The organism is Phycisphaeraceae bacterium, from assembly GCA_020851465.1.
Lineage (GTDB): Bacteria > Planctomycetota > Phycisphaerae > Phycisphaerales > Phycisphaeraceae > JADZCR01.
In genome coordinates, this window is the sequence record JADZCR010000007.1 from 63,467 (window position 1) to 77,069 (window position 13,603).

11 protein-coding genes are annotated in these 13,603 nt (G+C 55.7%); 7 read left to right on the forward strand and 4 right to left on the reverse strand.

The window, feature by feature from the left end; translation table 11 throughout:
- Positions 1–98 precede the first annotated feature (98 nt).
- The 6 genes from IT444_10260 to IT444_10285 all read left to right on the forward strand — a co-directional run bounded on the left by IT444_10260 (position 99) and on the right by IT444_10285 (position 8,702).
- A complete protein-coding gene (locus IT444_10260; GenBank protein ID MCC7193150.1) occupies positions 99–524 on the forward strand; it encodes an OsmC family protein in 426 nt (141 codons plus the stop codon).
- 133 nt (positions 525–657) lie between these two features.
- Positions 658–3,909, forward strand: coding sequence for a S8 family serine peptidase (locus tag IT444_10265; GenBank protein MCC7193151.1), 3,252 nt, complete (start codon positions 658–660; stop codon positions 3,907–3,909).
- Between the two features lie 43 nt (positions 3,910–3,952).
- The gene (locus IT444_10270; protein ID MCC7193152.1) at positions 3,953–4,783 is read left to right on the forward strand and encodes a phytanoyl-CoA dioxygenase family protein; all 831 of its coding nucleotides are present in this window, start codon (positions 3,953–3,955) and stop codon (positions 4,781–4,783) included.
- A gap of 36 nt (positions 4,784–4,819) precedes the next feature.
- Positions 4,820–5,830, forward strand: coding sequence for an NAD-dependent epimerase/dehydratase family protein (locus IT444_10275; protein MCC7193153.1), 1,011 nt, complete (start codon positions 4,820–4,822; stop codon positions 5,828–5,830).
- Positions 5,831–5,922: 92 nt separating this feature from the next.
- Positions 5,923–8,133 (forward strand): murein biosynthesis integral membrane protein MurJ, encoded by a 2,211-nt coding sequence (murJ, locus tag IT444_10280; GenBank protein ID MCC7193154.1) that lies wholly within the window; start codon positions 5,923–5,925, stop codon positions 8,131–8,133.
- 98 nt (positions 8,134–8,231) lie between these two features.
- Positions 8,232–8,702: a nucleoside deaminase gene (locus IT444_10285; GenBank protein ID MCC7193155.1), complete on the forward strand. Its 471-nt coding sequence runs from the start codon at positions 8,232–8,234 to the stop codon at positions 8,700–8,702.
- An 80-nt stretch (positions 8,703–8,782) separates the two neighbouring features.
- Here IT444_10285 and IT444_10290 read toward each other — a convergent pair whose 3' ends face one another.
- The 4 genes from IT444_10290 to IT444_10305 form a co-directional block, all read right to left on the reverse strand.
- Positions 8,783–9,238, reverse strand: a complete 456-nt coding sequence (locus tag IT444_10290; GenBank protein ID MCC7193156.1) for an NUDIX domain-containing protein — start codon at positions 9,236–9,238, stop codon at positions 8,783–8,785.
- 59 nt (positions 9,239–9,297) lie between these two features.
- Positions 9,298–11,061, reverse strand: coding sequence for a DNA polymerase/3'-5' exonuclease PolX (polX, locus tag IT444_10295; GenBank protein MCC7193157.1), 1,764 nt, complete (start codon positions 11,059–11,061; stop codon positions 9,298–9,300).
- 543 nt (positions 11,062–11,604) lie between these two features.
- A complete protein-coding gene (locus IT444_10300; protein MCC7193158.1) occupies positions 11,605–12,096 on the reverse strand; it encodes a YajQ family cyclic di-GMP-binding protein in 492 nt (163 codons plus the stop codon).
- 23 nt (positions 12,097–12,119) lie between these two features.
- Positions 12,120–12,971, reverse strand: coding sequence for an SDR family NAD(P)-dependent oxidoreductase (locus IT444_10305; protein ID MCC7193159.1), 852 nt, complete (start codon positions 12,969–12,971; stop codon positions 12,120–12,122).
- Between the two features lie 76 nt (positions 12,972–13,047).
- Between IT444_10305 and IT444_10310 the strand changes: the two genes are divergently transcribed.
- Complete coding sequence (locus IT444_10310) at positions 13,048–13,572, forward strand: orotate phosphoribosyltransferase (protein MCC7193160.1); 525 nt, start codon at positions 13,048–13,050, stop codon at positions 13,570–13,572.
- Positions 13,573–13,603 lie beyond the last annotated feature (31 nt).

Sequence of the window (13,603 nt, forward strand, 5' to 3'; positions counted from 1 at the left end):
GAAGATGCGGGTAATTTTTCGTTCATCCCCGGATTGCGGTTTTACTCTCTGACTTTGCAGAGCAAAATCCAACAAACAAATCGTGAGGACGATTCACCATGGCTGTAGAAATTGACGGAATCTACGAAGGTCAGCTCCATTGTCGCGCGATCCACGGCCCCAGTGGTTCGGCAATCGTGACCGACGCTCCAACCGACAATGGCGGCAAAGGCGCGAGCTTTTCCCCTACTGATCTGGTCGCCACCGCACTGGGAACCTGCATCCTGACCACGATGGGTATCCTTGCTCAGCGGCACGGGTGGGATATCGAGGGCACTCGTGTCCATGTCATTAAGGAAATGGTGACACAACCATTACGCCGTATCGGAGCCTTGCGCACGGTTGTTACTTTTCGGGCTGATAAGGCAGCGAAGCTCGGCGCAGAGCAGCGTCAGCGGCTCGAAGCTGCGGGACTTCATTGTCCCGTTCATCAGAGTCTGCATCCGGATGTGCAAGCCCCAATCACTTTTTCCTATGAAGGATAGATAAGATCTGCCGGTTGTAACGGCTCGCGGGATCAACCGGAAAAATTGAAAAATCAGGGCTGAAAACATGGCAATCCCATGCGCATTTCGCGTGGTTGGGGTTATCATGAATCCTTCGAGGAGAGGGGCGTGCATGCAGTTGAGTCGAGGCCGTAAATCTGACCGCTTCATGGTCCGAGGCGCAAGTATCAACCGTACTACGGCTGGAGTGTGGTTTGGTCTCGAACCGCTGGAGTCGAGGACACTGCTCAGCTCGACGCTGCCCGGCTCTGAAGAACTCGCCGGTGCCGTATCGGTTGCTGATGTCACGCCATCTCCCGCCACTGGTATTGCGGCTGCGAACTGGATTGTCAGTCTTGGTTCCGCTGCGGATGTCGATCTGGTCACCGGCCTTGATTTTTCTTCCTTAGGCCTCTCCGCTGCACCACAATTTGAATCACTCGGCGGGTCGGGCCTTTATCGGCTCAGTACGAACGAGCAGATCTCGCAGTCTGCACTGACCTCGCTGTTTGAGGGTGTGCCTTCGTTCCGCTACCTCGAAGCGGACCACAAACTCTTTGTCGATGTCGTTCCCGACGACACGAGCTTCAGCGTCCTTTATGCCCTGAATAACACCGGCCAGTCGAACGGTACGCTTGATGCGGATATCGACGCCCCCGAAGCCTGGGACATTACGACTGGCAGCAATACCATCGTCATCGCGGTCTTGGACACCGGCATTGATCTGACACACCCGGACCTTGCAGCCAACATTTGGACCAATCCCGGCGAAATTCCGGGAGATGGAATCGACAACGACGCGAACGGCTACATCGACGATGTGAACGGCTGGGATTTCAAGAACAACGACAATAACCCCACCGACGATCAGCACCACGGCACACACGTATCCGGCACGCTCGCTGGTATCGGCAACAATAACAACGGCGTTACGGGCATCGCATGGAACGTGAAAATCATGCCTCTCAAGTTCCTCGGCAGCGACGGGTTGGGGGTCGCTTCCGATGCGGTCAAGGCGCTCAATTACGTCGCGATGATGAAGCAACGGGGCGTGAACATTCTTGTCACCAATAATTCATGGGGTGGCGATGAAAATACGCAGGCGTTGTATGACGCCATTGCCACTCAACGTGACCTGGGCATTCTGTTCGTTGCCGCAGCCGGCAATCTCAATCAGAACTCGGACCTCACGCCGTATTACCCGGCGTCCTATGATCTGACGAACATTATTTCTGTTGCTTCGACCGACAGGAATGATTCGAAATCGTCATTCTCAAATTGGGGGCCGGTAGGTACCGATCTGGCGGCTCCGGGTACCAGCATTTACAGTACGTCGCCTGTTTCCTCGTACCGCACGCTCAGCGGTACGTCGATGGCAGTTCCATTAGTCTCAGGTGTCGCTGCGCTGGCATATGCAGCCAAGCCCACCGCTACCTGGCAGGAAGTCAAGAGTGCGATCCTGGATTCCGTCGATCCAATACCTCAATACGCGGGATTGACGGTTACCGGCGGACGGCTCAATGCGCGGGCAACACTGGAAACGATCCTTGGTCTACCGAATCTGGAGCCGATACTCGCAACCTTAGCTGGCAGTGTTTCCACGCTCAATGCGGGTGATCCGTTGTCGTTGACAGCCACCGGTGCGCAGGATCCGGACGGAGTGGTGTCGAAGGTCGAGTTCTACCACGACACCAACAGCAACGGGCTTTTCGATGCAGGGTCGGATGAGCTGCTCGGAAGCGACAGTTCAGGATCGGATGGCTGGACGATCAACGTCAACACGGCCGGCCTGCCCGATGGGTCGAACACCTTTTTTGCCCGCAGTGTTGATGAGCACAACCTTGCAGGCGTTCCGCTGACTACGACTGTCAACGTGAATGCCACGGGTGTTACGCCTGGATACATCCAGGATGCCGGCCCGGATGGATTGGTAGTCATCGAAGCGGAAGAGTTTGATGCGAACAGCAGCGCGAGCGGCAGTTCGTGGAGCGCGATCTCCGATCCGTCTTATGCCGGCGGAGTCGCGATGCAGGCGACGCCGAACACGGGTTTTGGTGTTTACTCAAACGTCGCGGCGACGAGTCCGCGACTGAGCTTCAATGTTTACTTCAACCGCACGGGCACGCATTACCTGTGGATTCGTGGCGCGGGGGCGAGCCTTCAGGATGACTCGGTTCATGCGGGGCTGGATGGCGTAGTGCAGCCGGCTCTGGACAACCTTAACGGGTTTAAGAGTCTGGGCTGGTATCACAAGAGCAACAGTACCGTCGCGGTGGTGAATGTCGCCACCGTGGGGTTACACACGATCGATCTTTACATGCGTGAAGACGGCTTTGTGGCTGACAGGATTCTTCTGACCAGCAATTCGGCATACACCCCGACGGGTTCTGGTCCTGCGTCGAGTCCTCGTACCACGACGGGGGGCGGGAACCAGCCGCCATCGGTGGGAGACCTGAGCGTCAGCCCTGACCCTGCGACGGTGGGGACGACATTGACGCTGACGGCAACGGGCGTCACCGATCCGGACGGAACGGTGACGCGAGTGGATTTCTACCGTGATGACGGTGACGGGGTACTCAACACCTCAAGCGATGTTCTGGTCGGCTCGGATACCAACGGTGCCGATGGCTGGTCGGCGACAGCCTCGACCTCAGGTTTGTCGAGCGGTAGCTACCTGTACTTTGCCCGCGCTGAGGACAACGGATCAGCGTCGGGGAGCGTGTCCACCTCGCATACGCTGGAGCAGGAGTCCGGAGGCCCGCCGGCGTACCAGGAGTCGGGCGGTCAGGTGACGATTGAAACCGAGATTTTCGATGGTGTCGTCTCCCGGAGCGGCGCGACGTGGGCGATGGTCTCGTCGGGGAGCTATTCGGGCGGCTTTGCGATGCAGGCGACGCCGAACACAGGGTTTGGTGTTTACTCAAACATCGCGGCGACGAGTCCGCAGCTCGACTACCGCGTGAACTTCACCACGACGGGGGTGTATTACATCTGGGTTCGCGGTCGCGGTGCGACTCAAAGCGACGACTCGGTGCACTTGGGTCTGGACGGTGTGGTCGCCTCGACGAGCGACAACATAGCGGGATTCAACAACAGTCTGGGGTGGTCTCGTTCGACGATGGACAAGGCGGTGGCGACGATCCAGGTGACGACGCCTGGCCTGCATACGGTGAACCTGTACATGCGTGAGGACGGGTTCATCATGGACAAGCTGGTGCTGACGACGGACAGCGGGTTTACCCCGACGGGTTCTGGTCCTGCGTCGAGTCCTCGTACCACGACGGGGGGAAGTGAAGCCAGCGAGGTGATGACGGTCTCCGATCGGTTCTGGGCGGCATTGGCGGCACTCCGAGAACGTAAAAAGAAAGCTGTCTGGTGGGATTGAGTTACCTCCCTCAGGTAAGATTTTTGCCTACGGGAGTCCATTCATGCCGCTTTCCTCTCAACAGATCAGTCAATTTCGTCAACAAGGCTATGTCATTGCGCCGGAGTTTTTCACGCCGCGTGAAGTCGAGGCGATGCAGGCGGAAGTCGCACGGTTTCAGCGTGAAGGCCTGTTACGAAATGTCGCCACAGATGGTGACGGCAAAACACCTTCAACCCGGCAGCGAAATCTCCAGCTCTGTCCGACGGTCAAGCACAGCACGTTTTTTCGTGCGTTGCCTTTTGAGGAAAAGGTAATTGATGCTGTCAGCGATTTGCTGGGTGACCCATTCATTCTTCATCTTGACCAGATATTTCTGAAACCCGGCGGTGACGGCATGGGGACCAACTGGCACCAGGACAACGCCTATTTCAAAATCGCCGACCCGCTCAAAGGTACCGCCATGTGGATCGCGGTACATGATGCAACAGTCGAAAATGGAACAATCGGGGTCATACCCAGCGTGTTTCATGAAGAGTTGCCGCATGTCCGTGACCCGATGAGCGACCATCACATCCGTTGCTATCCCGATGAAACTCGCGCGATACCTTGTGAGATAAAAGCGGGTGGCGTGGTGTTTTTCTGTTACGGCACGCCGCATGCGACGGGAGCCAATCACACGCAAAAGGATCGTGCTGGCTTCGCGTATCACTTTCTTCGTGCCGATCAAGCACAACAGGAACTGCTTGCCGCTGATCGTGACTACCGACCCTATTTGACGGGGCCTCAAGCTAGCGGAGGCGTTCGAGAATACGGCGTGCGTGTCGCTGGAACATGGCAGAACGAGGTGGAACGTCTGCTGAGTCACGCGACTGCTGCTGCGAAGTCAAGCTAAGCGGATTACGCCTATCTCTCGCACAGGAATGATCCCATGCGCGTATGCGTCATCGGAGGCACCGGCAATATCTCCACTCCCTTCGTTCCGCTGCTTCTGGAGATGGGGCACGAAGTGACGCTTTTTAATCGTGGACAGAGCAAGCCATCGTCCGCGTATGACGCGCACGCGGAACGTCGCCGAGGTGTGCGCGTGATGCAAGGCGATCTCAAAGATCGTGAAGCGTTTGAGCAACGGATGCAGGAAGAGCGATTTGACTATGCCATCGACATGATGTGTCACAACCGTGATGATGCGATCAGTTGCATCCGCGCCTTTCGCGGTATTAAGCACTTTGTTCAGTGTTCGACTGTGTGCACCTATGGCGTGGACTATGACTGGTTACCCGCGACGGAGGATCATCCGCTCAGGCCGATCACGGACTACGGCCGCAATAAAGTCGCAGCCGATCAGGTGTTTCTCGAAGCATTCCATCGTGACGGATTCCCCGTCACGATCATCAAACCTTCAACGACCTATGGCCCCAAGTGGCCGATACTCCGCCAAGTCTGCTGGGACACGACTTGGATTGATCGCATCCGTAAAGGGAAACCGATCGTGGTGTGCGGCGACGGCAAAGCACCGCACCAATTCCTCTACGTCGATGATGCTGCGCCGGCATTCTGCTTTGCATTAGGTCGCTCGCGATGTGTGGGCCGAGTTTACAACATGATGCGGCCCGGTTTTATCACTTGGGAAAACTACACTCGTACGGTGATGAAAGCAGTCGGCCGGAAGGTCGATATTGTCGGCGTGCCGTTGGCAAATATCATCGCTGCAAATGTTCCGTCAGCGGACATCTGTGCGACGATCTTCGCGCACAATGTCATTTATGACTCTTCTGCAATCTGCCGGGATGTGCCTGAGTTCCATCCACGCATTTCGCTGGAAGAGGGACTGCGCCGCGTGATCGAGGCCAACGATCGCGAAGGCCGCATTGGTAACTCCGATGAACTGATGTGGGAGGACTCCCTGATCGCTGCACAGCGTCGGGTCGGTGCTGCGTGAAGTCTCTGCACCGAAAATCACATTGGTGTTTGACGCGGTATTCCCATCCATCCAAACCTCGGCATAAAAACCCGTGATTGACGACTCCGTGCGTGCGTTCCATCCTGATTTGTGCGTCGTCAACGCCTGAATGGCCGACGAAGACTCATTACATCGCGCTGAGGGTCGCCTTGAACATCCGTCCGTCATCACGCCCTGATCTTGGTCCGTTCACCGTCCGTTTTTGTCGGGCGGCACTGTTGATTTACTGGCCGGCACTGGCGGTTTCCACCCATTTCCCAAATCTGAACATTCAGCGGCCTGATATTGCCGGTTTTGGTTTCGACAAGTGGCTGCACTTTGCCGCGTTTGGATTACTGACGACACTGCTGATCGGCGCATGCCTTGCAAGTCGGATGCGGCGGTTTACGGTCAACCTCGCCGCCGGCGTGTTGGCGGCTCTCATCTATGCACCGCTCGATGAATGGACACAGCGGTTTGTTGCTGGTCGGGAAGCCTCATGGTCCGATCTCCGTGGGAATGCGGTCGGCATTGCGATGGGAACCATCCTGGCTGTGATTTTCTTCCTGGCAAGCCGTCGGTTGATCGGTGAGCCGATGCCGCCGGCATCTAACGTCGAAGGTGACGCAGCTTTTCCAGCGCCACTTGAACCAACGTCATCGGCAAAGACAGTTCCGAGTGAATCAGACTCGGATCATTCCTTTGTCGGCGGGGCGATGGTCGTCAGTGTGCTTACCTTCATCTCGCGCATCACCGGTCTGATCCGTGATAGTTATCTTGCTGGTGCGTTTGGGCTGGGCGGAATAGCGGATGCCTATACCCTCGGTTTTCTTGCTCCCAATCTTTTTCGCCGGCTCTTTGGTGAAGGTGCTCTGACCGCAGCATTTATTCCGGCCTATACGGACTTGCTCAAGGTGAATCCGGAACTGTCGCGGCGGTTCGCATCACTCTGCCTCGCGCTGACTGCGGTACTGCTAGGGCTGCTGACAATCATTGGCGAGGTGATTTTGTGGGGCTCTCTCCATGCTCGACCGTGGCCGGAAGAATCCGAGCTGGCGATCCGTCTCATCATGGTCACGTTGCCTTACATGCCGATGGTCTGTCTCGTCGCGGTCTTCGGCAGCATGCTGCAGGTTCACGGTCGGTTCGGTCCCAGTGCGGGTATGCCGATCCTGCTTAACGTGGTGATGATTGTCGGTATGTGGGTGTCGCTGCGCCTGAAACCTGACCAGGGAACTCAGACGCTGCGATATGCAGCATTTGGTGTGTGCGTGAGCGTGGTGATAGCCGGCGTCGTACAGGTGTTCAGCCAGGGCGCGGTTCTATCTCGATATTTCAAGTTCACCACGATCTTTGCCGGTACGCACGAGGCTTTTCGGGGAATGTTGAAAGTGCTGCTGCCGATGTTGTTGGCGTTGTCGGTTTTTCAGATCAACACTGCGCTGGACAACGTAATCGCCTTTGCGCTCTCGCCACAGGATCGCGGGCCGGCGATGTTTCATTTCGGTTCGTTTACCGCCGATTACCCGATCAAACCCGGTGGCGTGCGGGCATTGGCCAACGCATCCATGCTCTACCAGTTTCCGCTGGGTGTTTTTGGCCTGGCCATTGCAACCGCCATTTTTCCCGCACTGGCACACGCTGCTGCTGAAACAGGTGCGACCGGCGCAGAAAAGTTTTGTAAGACGTTGAGGCAGGGACTGCGTCTGACCGTATTCATCGGACTGCCCGCGAGCGTCGGACTGCTCATGGTCGGCCTGCCGACCATTCGTGTGTTCTATGAACATCACAAGATCACGCTCGATGACTCGCTGCGTATCGCGGAAGTTCTGACAGGATTTGCACCGGCCATCTGGGCTTACTCCATGACACACGTTGTCACGCGCGCGTTCTACGCACTTAAAGACTCGCGGACCCCTCTAGTCGTAAGCGTGATTATTGTGATGCTTAATCTAGTGCTCAATCTCATACTCGTCTGGCCGCTGGGTGCAGCGGGTCTGGCGTGGTCAACGTGCATCTGCGCGATCCTTCAGAACGCCGTCCTGCTCTGGCGGCTGGGTCGAAAGGTTGATCGCCCGATTGACACGAGTGTGCTGCGCGGCTGGACTCGATCAGCATTGCTTTCACTGGCGATGGCTGCGGCACTCTGGCCGATCATCTACCGGTGGGATCCAGCGAAGTTATCACGGAAAGAAACGATGTTTGAGCTGGGCGTCATGATCATCGTTGGTGCTGTCGTCTTCCTTGGCGGCGCATGGATCACTCGCGCGGAAGAAATACAGTGGCTGCGCCGGCGCGGATAGACGCATCCGGTCGGATAGACGTTATCACCATGTCATTGAGAAATTGCTGTCCGCATCTTTTCTCGCTCTGAGGCTGCGCATGAGTTACATTCACCTGCATGAATGACACGGAATTCATGCGTGAAGCACTGGATATCTGCCGACAAGGCATTGAGTTTGGCCAGTCGCCGTTCGGTGCGTGCATAGTTGCTGATGACCAGGTCATTGCCCGGACACACAATCGCGTTTGGGCTACCACTGATCCAACCGCTCACGCGGAAGTCTGTTGCATCCGTGAGGCCTGCACCGCCCGTGGACGGGTCCATCTACCCGAATGCACGATTTATTCCACGACCGAACCATGTCCCATGTGTTTCAGCGCGATTCACTGGGCACGGATTCCTCGGATCGTTTATGCAGCCACGATTGATGATGCCAAGAGTTTCGGGTTCAACGAGCTTCCGATTTCGAATGTAAAACTCAAAGAGATCGGCGGTGCTAAGGTGGAAATTGTCGCTTCAATGTTGCGTCCTGAGGCACTTGAGCTCTATCGGCTTTGGCTTTTGCAACGAGATCGCCGAGCGTACTAATCGCGTGCATATTTCCTTCATGCTTTTGCAGTCGTTCGCTATTGAGACTTGTTGGTGATACGGCTCAACACGGCACGTCGTTAGACGTGCAGTCCGCTGGTGACAAAGTCATCCACGATCTGTCCGAGGATGTTTGCCCACTTCACCCCGTGGCGTTCCGAAAGGTCGATACTCTTAAGGTACTGTCCTTCGTACAACGTCAGCTCATCCGCTACAGCGGCAATCTTTGCGTAGTAAATGTGCTTGATGTTTGGATAGGCGTCACCGCTGATCGTTGTGTAGTCGCGGAAGTGTGCGTAGGTGAGCAAGTCGTAACCGATTTCTTCTTTCACCTCGCGCACGAGTGCCTGTTCGTAGGTTTCGCCCGGCTCGACATGACCGCCGAAAAAATCCCAGTGATTGGGAAATGGAATCGACGGTTTATCATCACGGAGATAAATCAGCAGGCGGCCATTACGGTCAAAGAGCAGGGCCGCAGCAATGTGCTTAATTGGGAGATGGGGGTGCGGCTGGCTTGGTGCGGATGTGTTGACCATATTTCAAGCGTAACCTCATCAGCGTCATTCTCTCGAATCTGGCCAATTCGTGGGGACAGCTATTTTCGGGTTTTCGCCAGCCATTGGGTCAACTCCTCTTTCGACATGCAGTTCACTACTTGACCAGCTGTAGCCCCAGCGCGACGGGCAGTCAGCACGCCGTAGGGCAGCTCATCAAGGTCGCCAGGTCCATGGGCATCAGTGTTGATCGACAGTTTGGCACCCGCTTCGAGTGCCAGTCTTGCGTGCGTGTCGCGCAGATCGAGGCGGTAGTGGTTTGCGTTGATCTCCAGTGCCACGCTGCGCTGCGCAGCAGCGGTAACCAGTTCCTTGATGTCGGGCTTAATTCCTTCACGTTTGTTGACCAGTCGTCCGGTGGGGTGGCCGAGGATGGTTACATAAGGATTGTTGATCGCCTTAATCAGGCGTCGGGTTGCCTTCATAGGCTCCTGTGTCAATCCTGCGTGTGGAGAGGCGACGACGATATCCAGCTCTTTAAGCAGGCTGTTTGGGTAGTCGAGCGTACCATCCACGAGGATATCCACTTCGCTGCCGGCAAGTACGCGAATTTTTCGCTTCAGTGCCGCAGCTACCTCGTGCACATCCTGGATGTGTTGCTCCAGCCGCTCTGTGCTCAGGCCATTGGCGATGTGCTGGCTCCGGGAATGATCTGTGACAGCGATCGTATGAAAACCGCGATCGATGGCTGCCTCCGCTAACTCACGGATCGACCACGAGCCGTCGCTGGCTGTCGTGTGAGCGTGCAATTCGGCCACGATGTCGCGCATCTCAATCAGTTTTGGCAGTGAACCATTGGCTGCCTGTGCGATTTCGCCTTGATCCTCGCGTAATTCAGGTGGTATCCACGACAGACCGAGATGTTGATAGACCTCTTCCTCAGTACGGCCGGCGATCAGTTTTTCTTTACTGCTGCGGGTGTCAAAGAGACCCCATTCGCTCAGCTTCATCTGCTGTTTGATCGCTCGCTCGCGGAGCGCGATGTTGTGGTCTTTGGAGCCGGTGAAATACATCAGGGCTGCCCCGAAAATATCCGGTGTGACGATGCGCAGATCCACCTGGACGCCATCACCGCTGTCACGTTTCGTGCGGATGGATGTCTTTGTATCCCCTTTGGCGAGCACCTCGGCTACGGGTTCCAGTTTGATGAATCTATCGCTGATGATTCGTGCGTTTTCAGTATCAGCAGCTACGAGCAGGTCGATATCGCCGATTGTCTCACGGCCACGCCGCAGACTGCCCGCATGGGAGGCAGTCTTGACCTCTTTCATTTGTTGGAACTGCTCGAGAAACCATCTCGCCAGCGGCAGGGCTTGGCCGATTCTGATTCGTGATTGTGTTGTCTGGGCAAACTCCAGGTTTTTTCGCAGGCTCTCTACCTTCTTGGGGCCCATCCCTTTGATCTCACACAGGGCAGCCTCATCGTTTTCCAGCTTCTGTTTCAACTCCTCCATACTCGTGATGCCGCACTCTTTCCAGAGAAGTGCGACGGTCTTCGGACCTAGTCCCTGGACACGCAGCAGTGGGGCGAGTGTCGGAGGAAATTGCGCGAGCAGATCGTCGTGATCTTTGATATTTCCTGTCTGGAGAAACTCAGCGATCCGCGTGGCCGATCCTTTGCCCACGCCTTCGATCTCCTGAAGTTTTTTCACATCAGGCCCGATGGACGCCACGTCCACGGGATACTGTTCAAGCGAACGAGCAACCTTCTCAAAGGCCTTCACCTTGAAAACATCCACCCCCAGGATCTGCATGATGTCCGCCATTTCCTGGAAAAGGGCGGCAAGCTGGGCGTTGGTGGACATGATCAAAGCGTAGCGGAGAAAATCAGAAATGCCTACCAACGGACCTTTTTGCATGCGGATCTGGCTTTGACCAGATACCATCTCAGATCGCGATCATCAATTTTTCATTGCAGGATGTCTGTGAGGTATCGTTCGTGATAGGCTCGATATCATTTTCTCACAAACGACCTATAAGGAACTTCGCTATGGGCAGGCGTCGCTGCATATTCAACGCCGACGGCTTAGTATTAACAGACTGGATTTGCCGGGAAATACTCAACTCAAGAATGGAGGTCGCAATGAATATTCGCAGAACGATGGGTATCCTGATCGCAGGATGCGCTTTGGCTGTCAGTCTCGTGGGCTGTGGAAGTCAGACGAAGGTTTACCCCGCGCCAACACCGGAGAATACAGGCGAGACGTCGGTTACTACGCAACAACGATCGAGTAATCCGTCGGCAAACACGGGATCGAGTGTGTGGAAGGAAACCAGACCGTAAGGCACGGAGAGAAAGTAAACGCCGACAGGTTCGTGTCTATCGTCACCGCGATGGTGAATCGTCGTCAATCCTTGAAGTTCACGAACTGAAGGGGAACCTCGAATCCGCCGCTGCGGAGCAGTGCCATCGCCTCCTGAAGATCGTCGCGTTGCTTACCAGAGATGCGCAGTTCCTCGCCTTGGATGGACGCTTGAACCTTGAGCTTTGAGTCTTTAATTGCTCGCACCATTTTCTTGGCGGTGTCCTGTGCGATGCCTTCCTTGACCTTGACGTCACGCTTGAGCTGACCGGCTGAGGTGGGCTGTGGTTCCTCAAATTCGAAAGCTTTGATATCGAGGCCGCGCTTGACGGCCTTATTCAAAAACATCTCTCGAACCGCGTCCATCTTCATCTTGTCCGCAGTCACGATGTGAATCTTCTTTTCCTTCTTGTCGAAGGTCAGCTCCGTTTTGAGATTGCGAAAATCGTATCGAGTGGCGATCTCTTTGATCGTGTTGTTGATGGCATTGTCCAGTTCCTGCATGTCGATCTTGTTTACGACGTCGAACGAAGGCATGACGATGCTCCCGCAAGAAAAAATCAAGGTACCACGCGCATGGTTTTCATGTGTTTCCGCATGGCCCATGCTCCGATGCGGGGGAATGCTGCCGTCAGTGCAAGGCCAAAGCGTGTACCGGTATGCGGCCAGATTTCCGGCGGGGGGTTGTGTCGCTTCATCGCACGAACGATCGCCCGCGCCGCATGCTCCTGGGTCTGACGAAAAAAGTCCGGCGTACTGGACTTCTGCTCAATGCCACCCGTGCTCGGACGTTCGCGCATGCGATCTCCGAACTCGGTCTTTGTCCCGATCGGATGGACGGTGCTGACGGCTATATGCTCGCCGTCAAGCTCGCCGCGAAGCGCGGTAGCGGTCATGTGTTGTGCTGCTTTGGTGGCTGCGTAAAAGCCCAACATGGGCGGACCGATACGGCTGGCTGCACTGGAACAGATCAGGATGTGGCCGCGATATTTTTCGCCGACTGGTACCGGGTTCTGCCGAATCAGCGGTACCGCAGCACGGATGAGCCGGATCGTTCCATAAAAATTAGTCTCGAACATCGCCCGCAAGTCGGCGTCAGTGGTATTCAACACACGATCGAAGATCCCAAATCCGGAGTTGGCGAAAATCGCATCGAGCCTCCTCCATTTCAACCGTACAGCTTCTATAAAAGCGTTAACTTCCAGGTCGTGATCGACATCGCAGCGATACACCAGGGCTTCTCCTCCTGAAGCACTGATCGCGGCTGCCACCTGTTCGAGTTTTTCCAGTCTTCGACCCGCCAGCGCGATGCGCATTCCCGCCTTGGACGCTTCCATCGCAGTAGCAGCACCAATACCTGAGCTTGCTCCGGTGATAGCGAGGACATGTCCGAAAAGTCTGGTGCGTGTCACAGTGTGAATATAGTACGCTCATCAACGCTTCATCAGTGCGTAACGCGGTACACCACGTTTTTCCTATACTTTCATCATGAACGATCAGCAACTCGCCCAGCGCATCGCCCAGGCTGCACTTTTACGCGGTGACTTTACTCTCCGCAGCGGCCGAAAAAGCAAGTATTACCTCGATAAATATCTTTTCGAGACCCAGCCCGATATTCTCCGTGCTCTGGGCGAAAAGTTTGCCGGGCACATTGACAGTTCCATCGACCGCCTCGCCGGCGCTGAGCTTGGTGGAATTCCTCTGGTAACAGCAGCCGGTATGGCCACCGGCAAGCCGACGGTTCTGATTCGGAATCAGAAAAAAGATTACGGCACATCAAAACAATTAGAGGGTAGGCTCGAACACGGCGAGCGAGTCATCATCGTCGAAGACATCGCCACCACGGGGGGGCAGGTACTCGAAGCGGCGAAAGTGCTTCAGGATGCCGGTGCGATTGTTGTGAAAATCGTGGCGGTCATTGATCGGCAGGAAGGTGCGCGCGAAAACATCGAAAAGGCAGGTTACGCATTCGCAAGCCTGTTTACCAAAACGGATTTGGGGATCAATGAATAGTCCTGCAACGATTCTCATTCAGTCTTGATGA

What these genes read in the sequence shown, in the direction of transcription:
- IT444_10275 (MCC7193153.1), top strand. Translation starts at nt 4,820, where the DNA reads ATGCGCGTATGCGTCATCGGAGGCACCGGCAATATCTCCACTCCCTTC.
- IT444_10285 (MCC7193155.1), top strand. Translation starts at nt 8,232, where the DNA reads ATGAATGACACGGAATTCATGCGTGAAGCACTGGATATCTGCCGACAA.
- IT444_10310 (MCC7193160.1), top strand. Translation starts at nt 13,048, where the DNA reads ATGAACGATCAGCAACTCGCCCAGCGCATCGCCCAGGCTGCACTTTTA.
- IT444_10270 (MCC7193152.1), top strand. Translation starts at nt 3,953, where the DNA reads ATGCCGCTTTCCTCTCAACAGATCAGTCAATTTCGTCAACAAGGCTAT.
- IT444_10290 (MCC7193156.1), bottom strand. Translation starts at nt 9,238, where the DNA reads ATGGTCAACACATCCGCACCAAGCCAGCCGCACCCCCATCTCCCAATT.
- IT444_10265 (MCC7193151.1), top strand. Translation starts at nt 658, where the DNA reads ATGCAGTTGAGTCGAGGCCGTAAATCTGACCGCTTCATGGTCCGAGGC.
- IT444_10260 (MCC7193150.1), top strand. Translation starts at nt 99, where the DNA reads ATGGCTGTAGAAATTGACGGAATCTACGAAGGTCAGCTCCATTGTCGC.
- IT444_10300 (MCC7193158.1), bottom strand. Translation starts at nt 12,096, where the DNA reads ATGCCTTCGTTCGACGTCGTAAACAAGATCGACATGCAGGAACTGGAC.
- polX (MCC7193157.1), bottom strand. Translation starts at nt 11,061, where the DNA reads ATGTCCACCAACGCCCAGCTTGCCGCCCTTTTCCAGGAAATGGCGGAC.